The organism is Agromyces albus (assembly GCF_030815405.1).
Taxonomy (GTDB): Bacteria; Actinomycetota; Actinomycetes; order Actinomycetales; family Microbacteriaceae; genus Agromyces; species Agromyces albus_A.
In genome coordinates this window covers 4,006,262-4,022,529 of sequence record NZ_JAUSWX010000001.1, presented here as the reverse complement: position 1 = coordinate 4,022,529, position 16,268 = coordinate 4,006,262, and the positions used below count along the sequence as shown (strand labels likewise).

Sequence of the window (16,268 nt, the reverse complement as noted above, 5' to 3'; positions counted from 1 at the left end):
GTAAAGTTATAACCAGCAGGGCCGGGCAATCCGGTTAGAGCATCTCACCTCAAGGAGCAGAACGAATGTCGACCATCACCGTCGGAACCGAGAACAGCACCCCCATCGAGCTGTACTACGAAGACCACGGCTCCGGCCAGCCCGTCGTGCTCATCCACGGCTACCCGCTCAACGGCCGCTCGTGGGAGAAGCAGGCCGCAGCGCTGCTCACCGCCGGCTACCGCGTCATCAGCTACGACCGCCGCGGGTTCGGCCTGTCGAGCCAGCCCACCGTCGGCTACGACTACGACACGTTCGCCGCCGATCTCAACACCGTGATGGAGACCCTCGACCTGCGCGACGTCGTGCTGGTCGGATTCTCGATGGGCACCGGCGAGGTCGGCCGCTACCTCAGCACCTACGGCAGCGAGCGCGTCGCCAAGGCCGCGTTCCTCGCCTCGCTCGAGCCCTTCCTGCTCCAGACCGACGACAACCCCACGGGCGTGCCCTCGTCGGTGTTCGAGGGCATCGAGCAGACCGCGAAGGCCGATCGCTACGCGTGGTTCGACGACTTCTACCAGAACTTCTACAACCTCGACGAGACCCTCGGCAGCCGCATCAGCGAAGCCGCGGTGCGCGCGAGCTGGAACGTCGCCGCCGGCGCCTCGTGGTTCGCGTCCTCGGCCGTGGTGCAATCGTGGCTCACCGACTTCCGCGCCGACATCGAGAAGGTCGACGTGCCCTCGCTCATCCTGCACGGCACCGCCGACCGCATCCTGCCGATCGACGCGACGGCCCGCGAGTTCGCGAAGCGTCTGCCCGACGCCGACTACGTCGAGATCGAGGGCGCCCCGCACGGGCTGCTCTGGACCCACGCCGAAGAGGTCAACGAGTCGCTGCTCGCGTTCCTCGCGAAGGAGTCGACGCAGGGCGGCGCTGCTGAGTCGCGCGCCGAGTCGTTCGTGAACTGAGCCCCTGCACCGCAGCGCACAGCAGAGGGACGGATGCCGCAGCGGCATCCGTCCCTCTTCATGTCACTCGCCGCGCAACTCCTCGAGCACGGCCTCGAGCTGGTCGACCGCCCAGTCGAGATCGCCCTGCTCCACGACGATCGGCGGCGCGAGCCGGATCGTCGAACCGTGCGTGTCCTTCACGAGCACGCCCCGGCGCATGAGCGCCTCGCACACCACGCGACCGGTCGCGAGCTCGGGGTCGATGTCGATGCCGGCCCAGAGTCCCGCGCCGCGCACCGCGACGACGCCGCGCCCGACGAGCGCCTCGAGTCGATCGTGCAAGTGCGCGCCGAGGGTTCGGGCACGCTCCTGCGGCTCGCCCGTCGCGAGCATGCGCACGACCTCGAGGCCGACCGCTGCTGCGAGCGGGTTGCCGCCGAACGTCGAGCCGTGCTGGCCCGGCTGGAGCACTCCCAGCACGTCGCGGTTGCCGACCACCGCGGAGACGGGCACGATGCCGCCGCCGAGGGCCTTGCCGAGCAGGTAGAGGTCGGGCACGACGCCCACGAGGTCGCACGCGAACGTCGAGCCCGTGCGGCCGAGGCCCGACTGGATCTCGTCGGCGATGAGCAGCACGTTGTGGCGACGGGTGATCTCGCGCAGCGCCGGCAGGAAGTCCGCCGACGGCACGAGGATGCCCGACTCGCCCTGGATCGGCTCGACGAGCACCGCGACGGTGTCGTCGTCGATGGCCGCCTCGACCGCCGCGGCATCGCCGTAGGGCACCGTGCGGAAGCCGGGGGTGTACGGCCCGAAGTCGTCGTGCGCGACAGTGTCGTCGCTGAACGAGATGATCGTCGTGGTGCGGCCGTGGAAGTTGCCGGCCATCACGATGATGTTCGCGGCATCCGCGGCCACGCCCTTCACCCGGTAGCCCCACGCGCGAGCGACCTTGATGCCCGACTCCACGGCTTCGGCGCCCGTGTTCATGGGCAGCACCATGTCCTTGCCGGCGAGCTCGGCGAGCTCGGTCACGAACGGGCCGAGCTGGTCGTTGTGGAACGCGCGGCTCGTGAGCGTGATGCGGCCGAGCTGTGCGCGCGCCACCTCGAGGAGGCGCTCGTTGCCGTGGCCGAAGTTCACGGCCGAGTAGGCGGCGAGGCAATCGAGGTAGCGGCGGCCGTCGACATCCGTCACCCAGGCGCCGTCGCCGCGCTCCACGACGACGGGCAGCGGGTGGTAGTTGTGCGCCGCGTGCTCGTCTTCTGCGCGGATGGCCGCGGCCGTGCGTTCGCTCACGCCCGTCGCCTCGGTCACGTCCGTCGCCTGGGTCACGTCGCGGCTCATCGGCGCAGCTCCAGCGTGCAGCATTTCACTCCGCCGCCGCCGCGCAGCAGCTCGGAGAGGTCGACGCCGATCGGGTTGTAGCCGTGCTCGCGCAACTGCCGCTCGAAGTCGGCCGCCCGCGAGGCGATGACGACGTTGTGGCCGTCGCTGAACGAATTCAGGCCGAGCACCGCGGCATCCGTCTCATTGACGATGATCGCGTCGGGGTACCGCTCACGCAGCACGGCGACGGATGCCTCGTCGAACGCGCTCGGCAGGTAGGCGATGTGCTCCTGGCCGGGCGTCGGGTCGAGCACCGCGATGGCGGTGTCGAGGTGGTAGAAGCTCGGATCCACGAGACGGAGGGTCACGATCTCTCGACCGGAGATGCGGCCGAGCTCCTCGTGCGAGAGCGAGTCGCTGCGGAAGCCCGTGCCGGCGAGGATCGTGTCGCCGACGAGCAGGAAGTCGCCTTCGCCCTCGTTGATCTCCTCGGGGACGCGCACGTCGAAACCGGCCTCGCGGAACCACTCCATGTAGGCGGGGCCCTCGGGCTGGCGCTCAGGGTGGGTGAACTTCGCGCCGTAGGCGATGCCGTCGATGACGAATCCGCCGTTCGCGGCGTAGACCATGTCGGGCAGGCCCTCGATGGGGTCGATGAGCTGCACCTCGAAGCCGAGTCCGACATAGGTCTCGTAGAGCGTCTGCCATTGCGTGAGCGCGAGGCTCGTGTCGGTGGGCTCGGCCGGGTTCATCCACGGGTTGATGCGGTACACCACAGTGAAGTGCTCAGGACGGCACATCAGGACGCTGCGGCCGGTGGGTCGGCGTTCGGGCCGGATCTCCGGCTGGTCTTCGGTCTGGATCACGGTCGACATCTCACTCCTCGAGTGAACTTGCGGAGGCTGCGACGCACCGTATCCGGTGGAACAGGGTCGCCTCGGTCCGCGGTATGGGCAAAGACGGCGGACCAGGTCACTCTCGCGAGCCTCGACGACGACGTTCGAGTTGCCGCCGTCGAGACGCCACTTCCAGTGTGAACGCAATCGAGCTGCGGTTCCCGGATTGCGGCGCAACTTTCGTGCCCGTTCAGGGCAGATTCGCGGCATCCGTGCGTGAATCTGCGGTCGGATGCCGCGACCCGCGCGTCTCGTCACCGGTTTTCCGCGCAGCGGGGCGGGTGTGGCATGAGAGCCGATCAGCCGCCCTCAGCCATTCTTGCCGTCGCGCCAGCGGAGCCAGTGCTGCACCCGATCGAGGTCGTAGTCAGGCCCCGAGATGCCGAGCGTGAACAGTCGCACACCGGCATCGTAGAGCGCGTCGGCGTGCTCGACGTCGTAGCCGCGGCCGAGCTCGTTCGACACCGTGATGCCCGAGACATCCCGGCCGTCCTTCTCGCCCCAGCGGGCGATCACGTCGAGCTTGTGCGCGATCTCCTCGGGCGCCACGAAGGAGTGCCAGATGTCGGCGTGGTGCGCGACGATCCGGAGCGTCTTCTGCTCGCCCTTGCCGCCGATCATGATCGGGATGCGGCGCGTGGGCGGCGGGTTCAGCTTCGCCCAGCGCTCCTCGATGCGGGGCAGCGCGTGGGCGAGCGCGGTGAGCCGTGTTCCGGCGGTGCCGAACTCGTAGCCGTACTCGTCGTAGTCGCGGTGGAACCAGCCCGACCCGGTGCCGAAGATGAAGCGCCCCACGCCGGCGCCCTTCGCGCTGATGTGGTCGATGGTGCGGGCCATGTCGGCCTGCAGGTCGGCGCCCCGATAGGAGTTGCAGTTCACGAGCGTGCCGAACTCGATGCGCTCGGTCTGCTCGGCCCACGCGCCGAGCATCGTCCACGCCTCGAAGTGCAGGCCGTCGCGATCGCCCGAGAGGGGGAAGAAGTGGTCCCAGTTGAAGACGATGTCGGTGCCGAGCTCTTCAAGGCGGAGCACGGTGTCGCGGATGGCGGTGTACTGGGCGTGCTGCGGCTGTACTTGGATACCGAGACGCACGGGGGAATCAAGACGCATTCCGCCAGCCTAGGACGATCGGATGCCGCGGCGGCGGCGAGCGCGCGATTTCCTAGCGTTCGACGCCGAGGAGTCGTTCGAGCAGTTCGAGCGAGGGGGCGGGATCGACGTCGGGGTCGAGCAGCCACTGCACCTGCAGGCCATCGGATGCCGCGATCACGAGCGAGGCGACGGATGCCACGTCGACGTCGTCGCGCATCCGGCCGGCGGCCTGCTCCCGCTCGATCTGCGCGACGAGCCCGGCGCGGACCCTGGCGAAGCGCGCTGTCGCGAACTCGCGGGCGTCGTCGTGCCCGCGCTCGAGCGCCGACGCGACAAGGGTCGTGTAGAGCTGCACGAGACCGGGAACGGCGTGATTGCGGCGCGCGGCATTCGTCATCGAGCCGACGGCGGTCGTTCCTGGGGGGTTCGGGTCTTCACGGTGCGTGCGCTCCTCTGCGGCGCGGTACACGGCGACGAGGAGCTGTTCTCGTGAGTCGAAGTAGTGGCGCAGCGCAGCGTGCGAGATCCCGATCGCCTCACCGATCGCGCGCAGCGACGTGCCCTCGGCGCCGCGCTCGGCGAAGACCTCGATGGCTCGGTCGAGGATCTCCTGCCGTCGTTCGACGCCCTTGGCGTATGACCCCCGGCGGCGATCGTCGGGGTCGGCACTGGGCGACTCCATGCGGCCATCGTAAGCCGTGCAACAAAAACCTCCACGCGGAGGTTTTCGGTGCTATCGTCATTCGGGTGACCTCATCGACGACCTCACCCACGACGTCCCCGACGACCTCCATCCAGCTGTTCACCATTCGCGAGCACCTGGAACGCGACCCCGACGAGGCGCTCGGTCGCCTCGCCGACATCGGCTATACGACGGTGGAGCCCTACGACTTCGTGCGCCGTGCAGGCGAGCTCGCCGCCGCGCTCAGCCGGCATGGGCTCACCGCGCCCACGGGCCACGCGTTCCTCGCCTCGCCGTCGTTCATCGCGCCCGACGGCAGCGGCACCGCGATCCCGGCCCCCGGCCACGACGAGGTCTTCGCCGCGGCGCGCGAACTCGGCATGTCGATCGTGATCGAGCCGTACACCGACCCCGAGCGCTGGTCGACCCGAGAGCAGATCGAGGAGACCGCCGACCTCCTGAACGCGGCCGCCGCCACAGCGGCCACGCACGGCCTGCGCGTCGGCTATCACAACCACGCGCACGAGCTCGACCGCGACATCGACGGCCGGCGTGGCCTCGAGATCCTCGCCGACGCACTCGACCCCGAGGTCGCGCTCGAAGTCGACCTCTACTGGGCGGCCCGCGCGGGCGTCGACGTCGTGGCCCTCATCGGACGGCTCGGCGAGCGCGTGCGCGCCGTGCACGTGAAGGACGGCAGCCTCGACCCCGAGCTCGTCACGGCCTACCCACCGGCCGACCAGGTGCCCGCCGGCCGTGGAGCGGTGCCGCTCGGCGCCGCCATCGACGCGGCATCCGCCCTCGAGTTCGCGGTCGTCGAGTACGACGCCTACGACGGCGACCTCTACGACGGACTCGCGCAGAGCCGCGAGTTCCTCGCCGCGCGGAGTGTCCGCTGATGGGCGCGCGCACCGGCAACGCCGTCGGCGTCGGCGTCATCGGCGCCGGCAACATCAGCGACACCTACCTCGAGCACCTCACGAGCTTCCCCGACCTCGAGGTGCACGTCGTCGGCGACCTCGACCTCGACCGCGCGCGAGCCCAGGCCGAGAAGCACGGGGTACGCGCATCCGGGGGCGCCGACGCCGTGCTCTCGCATCCCGACGTCGAGCTCGTCGTGAACCTCACGATCCCCGCCGTGCACGCCGAGGTCTCGTCGGCCGCGGTGTCGGCGGGCAAGCACGTGTGGAGCGAGAAGCCCATCGGCATCGACCGGGCGAGCGCCGCGGCGCTGCTCGACCAGGCCGCAGCGGCGGGCGTGCGCATCGGGGTGGCGCCCGACACCGTGCTAGGCCCCGGGCTGCAGTCCGCCCGGCGCGCGATCGCCCGCGGCGACATCGGCCGCCCCCTGTTCGCCCAGACGACGTTCCAGTGGCAGGGCCCCGAGCTGTTCCACCCCAACCCCGGCTTCCTCTACGCGCGTGGCGGCGGGCCCCTCCTCGACATGGGCCCGTACTACGTGTCGGCGCTCGTGCACGTCTTCGGCCCCGTCGCCGAGGTCGCCGCGCTCGGACAGCGCGGCACCGACATCCGCTCGGTGCAGGTCGGCCCGCTCGCCGGGCAGTCCTTCCCGGTCGAGGTGCCGTCGACCGTGCAGGTGCTGACCCGCTTCGAACAGGGCGGCCAGGCCCAGAGCCTCTACAGCACCGACTCCCCGCTCCTGCGGCAGGGCGTCGTCGAGATCTCGGGCACGGAGGGCACGATCGTCATCCCCGACCCCAACACGTTCGGCGGCCGCATCGCCATCGTGCGCCCGCTCGCCTCACTCGACAACGGCCCCGTCCAGGAGTGGATCGACATCGAGCAGGAGGGTGTCATGGTCGGGCGCGGCCTCGGCGCGCTCGATCTCGCTCGCGCGGTGCGCAACGGCCACACTCACCTCGCGAGCGGCGAGATCGGCTACCACGTGCTCGACACCCTGCTCGCGATCGAGGAGTCGGTCGAGCACGGCGGGTTCGTGCCCGTCGAGAGCACCGTCGACGTGGTCGGCATGATGCCCGCCGACTTCGACCCGTTCATGCGCACGGTCTGACGGTTTGCGGTCGGAGGGCGTGCTCGGCCATCTGGAACGATTCGCGCAGGAAACCCGCGTTCAGCGCTGTCCCAACGCAATGAATCCGCATATACTGCGGGGATGGACAACCTCGACCGTGCCATCCTCGACCTGTTGCGGCAGAACTCCCGGGCTGGGTACGGCGACATCGGGTCGTCCGTGGGCCTCTCGGCGTCGGCCGTGAAGCGGCGCGTCGACCGGCTCGTCGCCGACGGCGTCATCCGCTCGTTCACGATCCAGGTCGACCCCGCGGTCGACGGCATGAGCACCGAGGCCTACGTCGAGCTGTTCTGCCGGGGCACCGTCGCACCCGACGAACTGCAGCGCATCCTCCAGGGCGTACCCGAAGTGGTCTACGCGGGAACGGTCACGGGCAGCGCCGACGCGATCGTGCACATGCGCGCCCGCGACATCACCTCGCTCGAAGACGCCCTCGAACGCGTGCGAATCGCCCCGAACGTCGACCACACCCGCAGCGCGATCGTGCTTTCGCGACTCGTGAATCGAAACCGGGACTGAAGATGACGGATGCCGCGAGCAGCACGCCGAGCGAGTCGGCGCCGAACGCCCTCGACGAAGACGGCCGCAAGCACGGCCACTGGCAGGAGCATTTCGCCGACGGCCGGGTCTCGGCCGAAGGCCGCTACGAGCACGGCGTGCAACAGGGCCCCTGGCGGTACTGGTACCGGAACGGCCAGCTGAAGGCGGCCGGCAACCGGCTCGACGACACGCTCGACGGCCACTGGCGCTGGTGGCGCGAAGACGGCGGCCCGCTGCAGGAGGGCGCCTTCGTGCGCAACGAGCAGCACGGCGAGTGGCGGCGGTGGCACTCGAGCGGCGAGCTGCTCGACGAAGGCGAATACGACGAGGGCCGCAAGATCGGCATGTGGCGCAGCTACCACCCCGACGGCAGCCTCAAGCAGGAGAGATCGCATCAGCCGCTCCACTAGCGGGGATGCAGGAGTGCCGATGTTCGAGGTCGATCCGAGCAGTGCGGTAGCTCCGTTCGAGCAGATTCGCGTGCAGGTGATCGAAGCCGTGCGCAGCGGAGACCTCGCGCCCGGCAGCCGGATGCCCACGGTGCGCCGGCTCGCCGAGGAGCTCGGCCTCGCCGCGAACACCGTCGCCCGCGCCTACCGCGAGCTCGAACACGACGGCGTCATCGAGACGCGAGGACGGAACGGCTCGTTCGTGTCGGCGACCGGCGACCCGGTCCGCCAGCAGGCGCAGCTCGCGGCATCCGCCTATGCCGATCACATCGCCCGGCTCGGAGTCGACGCCGAAGATGCACTCGTGATCGTGCGCTCTGCACTGGGGCTCCCCGCTCAGCGAGGCTGATCAGGCCGACCTGGTCTCGGTTCCCGGCTGCCGGTTCTCAGCTCTCGGGGATCGGCTGCTTGGGCAGCTTCCGCACCTTCGCGCGACGCCGCCGCCGCTCGGGGATCATCGAACGCATCTCCTCGAGCTTGCCGAAGCAGAGCAGCCGGTCTTCAGCCTGCAGCTCCACGCTGCGCCGCGGGTTCGGGATGACGGTCGTGCCGCGGTGCAGCGTGAGCACGGTGATGTCGCGCTCGGAGAGTCCCGAGTCGCCGAGGGTCGTGCCGACCAGGTCGGCTCCGCCGTGCACGACGAGCTCGGCGACGCCGTAGCCCGTCGAGACGGTGAGGCGCTGGCGCACGTCGATCTCGGGGAACGCGACCTGGTTCGCGATGTGGTCGACGATCGCGCCGGCGACGTCGAGCTTCGTCGCGGTTTCGATGCCCTCGAGGCCGGGCGAGGAGTTCACCTCCATCACGAGCGGACCCTCGTCGCCCTCGAGCATGTCGACCCCGGCGACCCTGAGCCCCATGATCTGCGCCGAGCGCACCGCCGCCTGCTCGAACTCCGGTGTCAGCTCGACGGCCTCCACCGTGCCACCGCGATGGACGTTCGACCGGAACTCGTCGCCGCTCGCGCTCCGGCGCATGGCCGCGACCACGCGATCGCCGACGACGAGGGCGCGGATGTCGCGTCCGCGGCTCTCCTTGATGAACCGCTGGATCAGCACGTTCTGCTTCGTCGAGTGCAGGGTCTCGATGATCGCCTCGGCGACCTTGACCTCTGGCGCGAGGATGACGCCGATGCCCTGCGTTCCCTCGAGCAGCTTGATGACGACCGGCGCTCCGCCCACCCGCTCGATCGCGGGCCGCACGTCGGCGCGATTCCGCACGAAGGCCGTGGCCGGCATGCCGATGTTGTGCCGGGAGAGGATCTGGTTGGCGCGCAGCTTGTCACGTGAGTTCGTGATGCCGTTCGCCGTGTTGGGCGTGAAGACGTCCATCTGCTCGAACTGCCGCACCACGGCCGTGCCGTAGTAGGTGACCGAGTTGCCGATCCTCGGCAGCACCGCGTCGTAGTCGGACAGCGGCCGCCCGCGGTACTGCAGGTCGGGCTCGGGGCCCGAGAGATCGATCGCGAAGCGCAGGGTGTCGAGCACCTTCACCTGGTGTCCGCGTTGTTCCGCGGCCGCTCGGAGTCGCTGCGTCGAGTACGCCTGCGGGGCGCGCGAGAGGATCGCCAGTTTCATCAGTTGTACCCCTGCGAAGATGGTCGGGTGAACGAGACTCCCCATTCAAACACCATCGTCGGATGGCGCGAGTGGGTACGTCTGCCCGGAGCCGGCGTGCCGTGGATCAAGGCCAAGCTCGACACCGGCGCGCGAACCTCGTCGCTGCACGCCTTCGACGTGGAGGAGGCGCAGCATGGCGACGCGTCGATGGTCCGATTCGGCATCCACCCGTGGCAGGACACCGGCGAGGACGCCGTCGTCGTCGAGCTGCCGATCCACGATCGCCGACAGGTGCGCAGCTCTTCTGGCCACACCGAGGAGCGCATCGTCGTGCTGATGGAGATCGTGCTTCGAGAACGCGCCATCACCGCCGAGGTGACGCTCACGAACCGCGACGAGATGGGCTTCCGCATGCTCATCGGCCGTGAGGCCCTGCGCCGGGGGTTCATCGTCGACGCGGCGCGATCGTTCCTCGGCGGACGCGCGCCCCGACGCATCCGGCGTCGCAACCGCGGCCGGACTGCCGCGGTGGTCGAGTAGCGCTAGATGACGCCGTCGGAGAGCGAACTCGGGTTGCCGAAGCGGTGGTTCGTGATCGAGACGGCCTGCTCGCGCAGGAACGGCAGCAGCTCCACGCGGCCCGAGGGCGTCACGGGGTGCGACCACACCGCGACATCCGGACTTCCGCCGAGCGCTTCGGTGAGTGCCGAGGCGCCGCCGCCGACGAGCCGCACTCGCGTGGTGGTGATGCCGCCCTTCGCGGCGCGGGCGAGCCATCCGGCGTCCTTCTCGCGAACGATGCGCACGTCACGCGCGGCGAGCATATTGCGCACGCCCTTCGGCAGGTCGATCGCCGTCGACACCGCGAGCGGCGCCTTGGCGAGCACGCCCGCAGCGATGACGCGGAGCCCCTCGGCGAGGGTCGCCTGCTCGCCGATGCGGATCGTGACGGGCAGGGGGCGGTAGCGGAACAGGTTGCGCTCGACCTCGACGCCCGAGACATCCTTCACGACGCCGTACTCCTCGGCCCATGCGAGCTCGTCGGAGAGGGCCGAGCGGCGCAGCAGGTCGAACTCCTCGTAGCCGAGCGCCGACTGCGAGGCCTCGATGATCTCGGTGACGCGCTTCTCGAGCCCGCGCAGGTGCAGCGTGGAGCTCGCCGGGCCGTGCTCGGGCACCCACTCGCCGAGACCGAACAGGTAGTTCGGGCCGCCCGCCTTCGCGCCGGCGCCGACCGACGAGCGCTTCCAGCCGCCGAACGGCTGGCGCTGCACGATCGCACCGGTGGTGCCGCGGTTCACGTAGAGGTTGCCGGCCTCGACGCGGTCGAGCCAGATGGCGAGCTCGGCGGGATCGAGCGAGTGCAGGCCCGCGGTGAGCCCGTAGTCGACGGCGTTCTGCATGCGGATCGCCTCGTCGAGGTTCCTCGCGTGCATGACGCCGAGCACCGGGCCGAAGAACTCGGTGAGGTGGAAGTAGGAGCCGGCGGCGACGCCCGAGCGGATGCCGGGAGACCAGAGCTGCCCCGTCTCGTCGAGTTGCTTCGGCTCGACGAGCCATTCCTCGCCGATGCCGAGCTGCGTGAGCGCGTGCAGCAGCTTGCCGTTCGCGGGCTCGATGATCGGGCCCATCTGACTCCGCGGGTCTTCGGGCCAGCCGACCTGCAGTGACATGGTCGCGTCGACGAGCTGCCGGTGGAACCGCTCGGACTTCGCTACCGATCCCACGAGGATCACGAGCGAGGCGGCCGAGCACTTCTGCCCCGCGTGCCCGAAGGCGCTCTTCACGACGTCGGCCGCGGCGAGGTCGAGGTCGGCCGAGGGCGTCACGATGATCGCGTTCTTGCCGCTCGTCTCGGCGAGGAGCGGGAGGTCTTTCCGGAACGAGCGGAACAGCTGTGCGGTCTCGTACGCGCCCGTGAGGATGACGCGGTCGACCTCGGGCGCCGAGACGAGCTGCTTGCCGAGGTCGTGGTTCGCGAGGTCGACGAGGGCGAGCAGGTGGCGCGGCACGCCGGCCTCCCAGAGCGCCTCGACCATGACGGCGCCGGAGCGCTGGGCGAGCTTCGCGGGCTTGATGATGACGCCTGAGCCGGCGGCGAGCGCGGCGAGCACACCGCCGGCCGGGATGGCGACCGGGAAGTTCCACGGCGGCGTCACGACGGTGAGCTTCGGCGGCACGAACGAGGCCCCCTGCACGTGGTCGAGCTCGCGGGCGCGCTCAGCGTAGTAGTGCGCGAAGTCGATCGCCTCGCTCACCTCGGGGTCGGCCTCGGCGATGGTCTTGCCCGTCTCGGCGGCCATCGCCTCGATGAGGCGGTCGCGGTTCGCGGCGAGCGCGATGCCCGCGCGATGCAGCACGGCCGCACGCTCGGCGCCCGGCAGCTTGCCCCACGCCGCACCGCGGGCGTGCACGGAGCCGATGATGGAGTCGAGCGTCTCGGCGTCGTCGACGCGAGCGGCGGCGACGGTGTCCATGCCGACGCGCGAGCCCGGCACGCGAGCGAGGATGCGGCGTCCCCAGTCGCGGTTCGCGGCGAGCGCCGGGTCGGTGTCGGGTTCGTTGCGGAATCCGGGAGTGGCGCCCGGGCCGGTGGGCACGGCCGGCGCGGCTGGCGTCGAGTGAGCAGCGGATGCCGCGCCATCCGCGAGTTCGATGCCATCGATGCCGTCGGAGCCGCGCACGAGACCGAGCACGACGCTCGTGAGCGACTCGTCTTCGTGCTCGGTGCCCGGAGCCGGGCCGTCGGGAATCGCCATCGCCGCGGCGAGCGACTCCTCGCTCCACTCGGTGCGCCGGTTCTGCGTGCGGTTCGGGGTGGGTACAGCCGTGGTCGCGGCATCCGCTTCGAGCGCTTCGACCGAGCGGAGGTAGCGCGCCTGCTCACGCGCGAAGAGCCGCTCGTCGCCGGCGAGCTCGAACACGGCCGACATGAAGTTGTCGTCGCTCGCGTTCTCCTCGAGGCGGCGGATCAGGTAGGCGATCGCCACGTCGAACTCCGCCGGGTTCACGACGGGCGTGTAGAGCAGCAGGTTGCCGACGGTGGCGCGCACCGCTTCCGCCTGGCCGGTCGCCATGCCGAGGAGCATCTCGAACTCGACGCGATCATCGACGCCGCGATCCTTCGCGGTGAGCCATGCGTCGGCGACGTCGAAGAGGTTGTGGCCGGCGACGCCGAGCTTGACCGCGTGGGTGCGCTCGGGCGTCATCGACCAGCGGAGCACCCGCTTGTAGTTCGTGTCGGAGTCCTGCTTGGTGCCGTACGTCGCGACCGGCCAGCCGTGGATCGTGGCGTCGACGTGCTCCATCGCGAGGTTCGCGCCCTTCACGACCCGCACCTTGATCGGTGCGCCGCCAGCGGCGCGCCGGGCCGTCGCCCATGCGGTGAGGTCCTGCATCGCGCCGAGCGCGTCGGGCAGGTAGGTCTGCAGCACGATGCCGGCTTCGAGGCCGCGCAGCTGCGGCTTGTCGAGCAACGTCTTGAACACCGCGATCGTGAGGTCGAGGTCGCGGTACTCCTCCATGTCGAGGTTGATGAACTTGGGTGTCGGGCTCTTCGCGGCGAGCTCGTAGAGCGGGGTGAGCTTCTCGACGACCTTCTCGACGGCCTCGTCGAACGACCACATCGAGAGCTGGCTCACGACGCTCGAGACCTTGATCGACACGTAGTCCACGTCGTCTCGAGCGAGGAACTCGTAGGTGCCGCGCAAGCGGCGGGCGGCCTCGTCTTCGCCGAGCACGGCCTCGCCGAGAAGGTTGAGGTTCAAGCGATTGCCGCTCTCGCGCAGCGAGGCGATCGCGGGGCCGAGCTTCTCGGGCGTCGCGTCGAGCACGAGGTGACCGACCATGCTGCGCAGCACCCGACGCGCGATCGGGATGACGATCCACGGGAACGCCAGCGCGACGAAGCCGCCGAGCCGGATCGCGGCGCGCAGGTACCAGGGCAGGAACCGCGGCGTGAGCTTCGCGACCTGTTCGAGGTTGCGGCCTGCGACGCCGAGGTCTTCGGGCCGCATGACGCCGTCGACGAAGCCGACGGTGAAGTCGAGGCCGCGCGGGTCCTTCAGCACGCCGGCGAGACGCTCGGCGGCTGGCTCGGCGGGATACTCGGCGCTCTCGGCGAGCCAGCGTCGCACGAGAGCGACGACGTGATCGGTGCTCGGTCGTGCGTCCGTGGCAGCGTTCGACATGGTCACGAGGCTAGTGTCCTTTGCTTCTGGCGCGCCGGGGCCGCGCGCCGCTTGAGATAAGTGTGCGCCGATGCATCCGTTCGGTACAGCGAATGAATCCGAAGGATACTGTTCAGAGGAACTAATTGATTTCAACCGCCGGCCGAGACGGCCGTCGGCGCTGGCGTCGCAGCGAAGGTCAGAAATGACCTTCGCTCTGAGCTCCAGCGCGCTGGGAGGCCAAGATGCTCGATGTGCGCCGCTTGCGCCTGCTCGTCGAGCTCAGCCAGCGCGGTACCCTCGCGGCGGTCGCCGAGGCGCTCTCGTACAGCCCGTCGTCGGTGTCGCAGCAGCTCAGCCAGCTCGAGCGCGAGGCGGGGGTGCCGTTGCTCGTGCAGGTCGGTCGCAGGGTGCAGCTGACCCCGCAGGCCGAAGTCCTCGTCGAGCACGCCCGCGCCGTGCTCGACCGCCTCGAGGAGGCGGAGTCGGATGTCGCGCGCTCACTCACGACCGTCGGCGGCACGGTCCGCATCGCGGTGTTCCAGTCGGCGGCCCACGCGATCGTGCCGCAGGCCCTCACGCTGCTCCGCGCGGAGCATCCCGACCTGCGGGTCGAGGTCACCGAGCGCGAGCCCGAGCTCGCCCTCTTCGATGTCGCGGCGCGCGACTTCGACCTCGTGATCGCCGAGCAGTACCCCGGCCACACGCGTGCCCACCGCGACGATCTCGACCGCGTGCACCTCGCCGCCGACGTGATCCGGCTCGCGCTGCCGCCCGACGCCGGGAAGCATCTGCGGGTTGAGGAGCGCCCGGCGCAGCCGGACGCGTCTCGAAACCCAGCGACGCGGTCATCGGGTTTCGAGACGCCCGCTGCGCGGGCTCCTCAACCCGCAGCATCCATACTGGCCGCGGCATCCGGCCTCCCCTGGGTGCTCGAGCCCGCCGGAACAGCCTCTCGCGAGTGGGCTGAGCAACTCTGCCGCGAAGCCGGCTTCGAGCCCGACGTGCGCTTCGAGACGGCCGACCTCATGGCCCACATCCGCCTCATCCGCTCGGGCAACGCAGTGGGGCTCCTGCCCGATCTCGTCTGGGCCGGCGAGGTGCCCAACGTGACCCTCATCGACCTGCCGGGGCATCCGCAGCGCGAGGTGTTCAGCTCCACCCGGCTTGCGGCGGCCACGCGGCCGGCCGTGGTCGCCTGTCGCGACGCCCTCGCCCGCGCCGCCCGCGCAGACGCGGCCCCCAGACGCAGCTGAGCGATCCTCGGAATAGACTGTGGCCATGGCACGAATGCCTCGTTCCACGACACGTATCGGCGCAATCGTCGTTGCAGCGGTCGCCGTCCTGACGCTCACCGGCTGCCCGTCGAACGGCGGCGGCACCGGCGGCGGCGGGTACGGACTGGGCCCCGACGTGTCCGTCGTCGTGGACGCCCCGACCGGCGCGGTGGGCACCTAGACGATGCCCACAGGCGGCTCTGCGGGCTCGCGACGGCGAGCACCGGCCGCTGACCGCGCAGCAAGCCGGCGGCGTTACGCTGACGGCATGGCACGGATGCTGCGATTCTCGGCTCTGACCGGTGCGTTGCTCGTCGCGGCGACGCTCGCGATCGCGGGCTGCGCGACGAACGCGGGCCCCGGCGCGGCGCCCGATCCGATCGGCACCTGGGGCGACCCGTCGGAAAGCACCGAGCCGTCGATCGTGCTCGCAGCCGACGGCACACTCACCGGCACCGACGGCTGCAACCGCCTCACCGGCGCCTGGAGCATGGACGACACCACGGTCACGTTCGAGCACGTCGCGACGACCCGAATGTTCTGCGAAGGCGTCGACACCTGGCTCTCGGAGCTCGCCGCGGCGACGATCGCCGACGAGACGATGACCGTGCTCGACGAATCCGGTGCGGAGATCGGCACGCTGCCCCGCACCGAGTGAGCGGCGCTCGTCGGCTGGAGTTCCCAACTGTGCTACAGCGACAGATGGAACCTGATCGCGTCGTCGATCGCGTCGAGGACACGGGCAGGGCATCGCCCGATCGTGCCGCGAACACGTTCGACCGAGACGGCGCGAACCTGCGCGGCCTGCGCCTTGGACGGCGCACCAAGACCCATGGTGGCGAGTTCGTCGCGCTCGGAGACCAGGGCTTCGAAGCCGTTGAAAACACGCGCGACGTTCGAGGTGAGCGGAACAATGGTCACCACCCCGCGACCGAGACGACTCGCCATCGTGTTCGCGCCGTCATTGCTCACGAGCACGCACGGGCGGGCCCTCGATGCCTCGGCAGGCAGTGCGGGATCGAGTGAGACGATGACGACGTCGCCGCGTCTCACTCCGAGAGCCCGTCGGCCGTCGCGGACTCCCAGGCAGCAGCGTCGCCGGATGACTCCCATTCGTCGAAGGCTGCGGCGTAGTCATCGGCGGCGGCGAGCTCGCGCCCGAGCCGCACGAGGTCGTGAATGGCAGCAGAACGATTGCCGTCGAACCGCACGGCGATCGAGTCGATGAAGGCCACGTCGGCGGGCGGGAGACTGACGCTCAACTTGGTCATACTCCGATCCTACCCGAGC

18 protein-coding genes are annotated in these 16,268 nt (G+C 70.0%); 10 read left to right on the top strand and 8 right to left on the bottom strand.

Annotated elements, in window-relative coordinates:
- The first annotated feature begins 65 nt into the window (after positions 1-65).
- Positions 66-950, top strand: coding sequence for an alpha/beta fold hydrolase (locus tag QFZ29_RS19135; RefSeq protein ID WP_306896126.1), 885 nt, complete (start codon positions 66-68; stop codon positions 948-950).
- Positions 951-1,013: 63 nt separating this feature from the next.
- On the opposite strand, the gene rocD is transcribed toward QFZ29_RS19135, so the two are convergent.
- From rocD to QFZ29_RS19115, 4 genes are all read right to left on the bottom strand, one after another.
- A complete protein-coding gene (gene rocD, locus QFZ29_RS19130; RefSeq protein WP_373426245.1) occupies positions 1,014-2,279 on the bottom strand; it encodes an ornithine--oxo-acid transaminase in 1,266 nt (421 codons plus the stop codon).
- A complete protein-coding gene (gene ddaH, locus QFZ29_RS19125) occupies positions 2,276-3,061 on the bottom strand; it encodes a dimethylargininase (protein ID WP_306896816.1) in 786 nt (261 codons plus the stop codon). The genes rocD and ddaH overlap by 4 nt, the downstream gene beginning before the upstream one ends.
- A gap of 405 nt (positions 3,062-3,466) precedes the next feature.
- Entirely contained in the window at positions 3,467-4,267 is an 801-nt protein-coding gene (locus QFZ29_RS19120) for an LLM class F420-dependent oxidoreductase (RefSeq protein ID WP_306896124.1), read from the bottom strand.
- A gap of 52 nt (positions 4,268-4,319) precedes the next feature.
- Positions 4,320-4,931, bottom strand: coding sequence for a TetR/AcrR family transcriptional regulator (locus QFZ29_RS19115; RefSeq protein ID WP_306896122.1), 612 nt, complete (start codon positions 4,929-4,931; stop codon positions 4,320-4,322).
- A gap of 65 nt (positions 4,932-4,996) precedes the next feature.
- Here QFZ29_RS19115 and QFZ29_RS19110 point away from each other — a divergent pair, with 65 nt between their 5' ends.
- The 5 genes from QFZ29_RS19110 (at position 4,997) to QFZ29_RS19090 (ending at position 8,322) form a co-directional block, all read left to right on the top strand.
- A complete protein-coding gene (locus QFZ29_RS19110; RefSeq protein ID WP_306896120.1) occupies positions 4,997-5,830 on the top strand; it encodes a sugar phosphate isomerase/epimerase family protein in 834 nt (277 codons plus the stop codon).
- Positions 5,830-6,963, top strand: a complete 1,134-nt coding sequence (locus QFZ29_RS19105; protein ID WP_306896118.1) for a Gfo/Idh/MocA family protein — start codon at positions 5,830-5,832, stop codon at positions 6,961-6,963. Before QFZ29_RS19110 ends, QFZ29_RS19105 begins: the two co-directional genes overlap by 1 nt.
- Positions 6,964-7,065: 102 nt before the next feature.
- Positions 7,066-7,503 carry an Lrp/AsnC family transcriptional regulator gene (locus QFZ29_RS19100; protein ID WP_129518914.1) on the top strand — a complete coding sequence of 146 codons (438 nt, stop codon included), beginning with the start codon at positions 7,066-7,068 and terminating at the stop codon, positions 7,501-7,503.
- A gap of 2 nt (positions 7,504-7,505) precedes the next feature.
- Entirely contained in the window at positions 7,506-7,934 is a 429-nt protein-coding gene (locus tag QFZ29_RS19095) for a toxin-antitoxin system YwqK family antitoxin (protein WP_306896116.1), read from the top strand.
- 19 nt (positions 7,935-7,953) lie between these two features.
- On the top strand, positions 7,954-8,322 hold the full coding sequence (locus tag QFZ29_RS19090) for a GntR family transcriptional regulator (RefSeq protein WP_306896114.1): 369 nt from the start codon (positions 7,954-7,956) through the stop codon (positions 8,320-8,322).
- 37 nt (positions 8,323-8,359) lie between these two features.
- On the opposite strand, the gene QFZ29_RS19085 is transcribed toward QFZ29_RS19090, so the two are convergent.
- Positions 8,360-9,550 carry a RimK family alpha-L-glutamate ligase gene (locus QFZ29_RS19085; RefSeq protein ID WP_306896112.1) on the bottom strand — a complete coding sequence of 397 codons (1,191 nt, stop codon included), beginning with the start codon at positions 9,548-9,550 and terminating at the stop codon, positions 8,360-8,362.
- A 27-nt stretch (positions 9,551-9,577) separates the two neighbouring features.
- On the opposite strand from QFZ29_RS19085, the gene QFZ29_RS19080 reads away from it, so the two are divergent.
- Positions 9,578-10,072: an ATP-dependent zinc protease family protein gene (locus QFZ29_RS19080; RefSeq protein ID WP_306896110.1), complete on the top strand. Its 495-nt coding sequence runs from the start codon at positions 9,578-9,580 to the stop codon at positions 10,070-10,072.
- Positions 10,073-10,074: 2 nt separating this feature from the next.
- Here QFZ29_RS19080 and QFZ29_RS19075 read toward each other — a convergent pair whose 3' ends face one another.
- Positions 10,075-13,722 carry a proline dehydrogenase family protein gene (locus tag QFZ29_RS19075; RefSeq protein ID WP_306896109.1) on the bottom strand — a complete coding sequence of 1,216 codons (3,648 nt, stop codon included), beginning with the start codon at positions 13,720-13,722 and terminating at the stop codon, positions 10,075-10,077.
- 224 nt (positions 13,723-13,946) lie between these two features.
- Here QFZ29_RS19075 and QFZ29_RS19070 point away from each other — a divergent pair, with 224 nt between their 5' ends.
- The 3 genes from QFZ29_RS19070 to QFZ29_RS19060 all read left to right on the top strand — a co-directional run bounded on the left by QFZ29_RS19070 (position 13,947) and on the right by QFZ29_RS19060 (position 15,636).
- Positions 13,947-14,957, top strand: a complete 1,011-nt coding sequence (locus QFZ29_RS19070) for a LysR family transcriptional regulator (RefSeq protein ID WP_306896106.1) — start codon at positions 13,947-13,949, stop codon at positions 14,955-14,957.
- A 25-nt stretch (positions 14,958-14,982) separates the two neighbouring features.
- Positions 14,983-15,159 (top strand): hypothetical protein, encoded by a 177-nt coding sequence (locus tag QFZ29_RS19065; RefSeq protein ID WP_306896104.1) that lies wholly within the window; start codon positions 14,983-14,985, stop codon positions 15,157-15,159.
- Positions 15,160-15,246: 87 nt separating this feature from the next.
- The gene (locus tag QFZ29_RS19060) at positions 15,247-15,636 is read left to right on the top strand and encodes an META domain-containing protein (protein ID WP_306896102.1); all 390 of its coding nucleotides are present in this window, start codon (positions 15,247-15,249) and stop codon (positions 15,634-15,636) included.
- A 32-nt stretch (positions 15,637-15,668) separates the two neighbouring features.
- Here the strand turns inward: QFZ29_RS19060 and QFZ29_RS19055 are convergent, their stop codons facing one another.
- A complete protein-coding gene (locus tag QFZ29_RS19055) occupies positions 15,669-16,091 on the bottom strand; it encodes a type II toxin-antitoxin system PemK/MazF family toxin (protein ID WP_306896100.1) in 423 nt (140 codons plus the stop codon).
- Positions 16,028-16,249 (bottom strand): antitoxin, encoded by a 222-nt coding sequence (locus tag QFZ29_RS19050; protein WP_129518923.1) that lies wholly within the window; start codon positions 16,247-16,249, stop codon positions 16,028-16,030. Before QFZ29_RS19050 ends, QFZ29_RS19055 begins: the two co-directional genes overlap by 64 nt.
- Between the last annotated feature and the right edge of the window lie 19 nt (positions 16,250-16,268).

What these genes read in the sequence shown, in the direction of transcription:
- ddaH (WP_306896816.1), bottom strand. Translation starts at nt 3,061, where the DNA reads ATGTGCCGTCCTGAGCACTTCACTGTGGTGTACCGCATCAACCCGTGG.
- QFZ29_RS19075 (WP_306896109.1), bottom strand. Translation starts at nt 13,722, where the DNA reads ATGTCGAACGCTGCCACGGACGCACGACCGAGCACCGATCACGTCGTC.
- QFZ29_RS19120 (WP_306896124.1), bottom strand. Translation starts at nt 4,267, where the DNA reads ATGCGTCTTGATTCCCCCGTGCGTCTCGGTATCCAAGTACAGCCGCAG.
- QFZ29_RS19095 (WP_306896116.1), top strand. Translation starts at nt 7,506, where the DNA reads ATGACGGATGCCGCGAGCAGCACGCCGAGCGAGTCGGCGCCGAACGCC.
- QFZ29_RS19060 (WP_306896102.1), top strand. Translation starts at nt 15,247, where the DNA reads ATGGCACGGATGCTGCGATTCTCGGCTCTGACCGGTGCGTTGCTCGTC.
- QFZ29_RS19065 (WP_306896104.1), top strand. Translation starts at nt 14,983, where the DNA reads ATGGCACGAATGCCTCGTTCCACGACACGTATCGGCGCAATCGTCGTT.
- QFZ29_RS19055 (WP_306896100.1), bottom strand. Translation starts at nt 16,091, where the DNA reads ATGGGAGTCATCCGGCGACGCTGCTGCCTGGGAGTCCGCGACGGCCGA.
- QFZ29_RS19100 (WP_129518914.1), top strand. Translation starts at nt 7,066, where the DNA reads ATGGACAACCTCGACCGTGCCATCCTCGACCTGTTGCGGCAGAACTCC.
- QFZ29_RS19105 (WP_306896118.1), top strand. Translation starts at nt 5,830, where the DNA reads ATGGGCGCGCGCACCGGCAACGCCGTCGGCGTCGGCGTCATCGGCGCC.
- QFZ29_RS19085 (WP_306896112.1), bottom strand. Translation starts at nt 9,550, where the DNA reads ATGAAACTGGCGATCCTCTCGCGCGCCCCGCAGGCGTACTCGACGCAG.
- QFZ29_RS19090 (WP_306896114.1), top strand. Translation starts at nt 7,954, where the DNA reads ATGTTCGAGGTCGATCCGAGCAGTGCGGTAGCTCCGTTCGAGCAGATT.
- QFZ29_RS19050 (WP_129518923.1), bottom strand. Translation starts at nt 16,249, where the DNA reads ATGACCAAGTTGAGCGTCAGTCTCCCGCCCGCCGACGTGGCCTTCATC.
- QFZ29_RS19070 (WP_306896106.1), top strand. Translation starts at nt 13,947, where the DNA reads ATGCTCGATGTGCGCCGCTTGCGCCTGCTCGTCGAGCTCAGCCAGCGC.
- QFZ29_RS19115 (WP_306896122.1), bottom strand. Translation starts at nt 4,931, where the DNA reads ATGGAGTCGCCCAGTGCCGACCCCGACGATCGCCGCCGGGGGTCATAC.
- rocD (WP_373426245.1), bottom strand. Translation starts at nt 2,279, where the DNA reads ATGAGCCGCGACGTGACCCAGGCGACGGACGTGACCGAGGCGACGGGC.
- QFZ29_RS19135 (WP_306896126.1), top strand. Translation starts at nt 66, where the DNA reads ATGTCGACCATCACCGTCGGAACCGAGAACAGCACCCCCATCGAGCTG.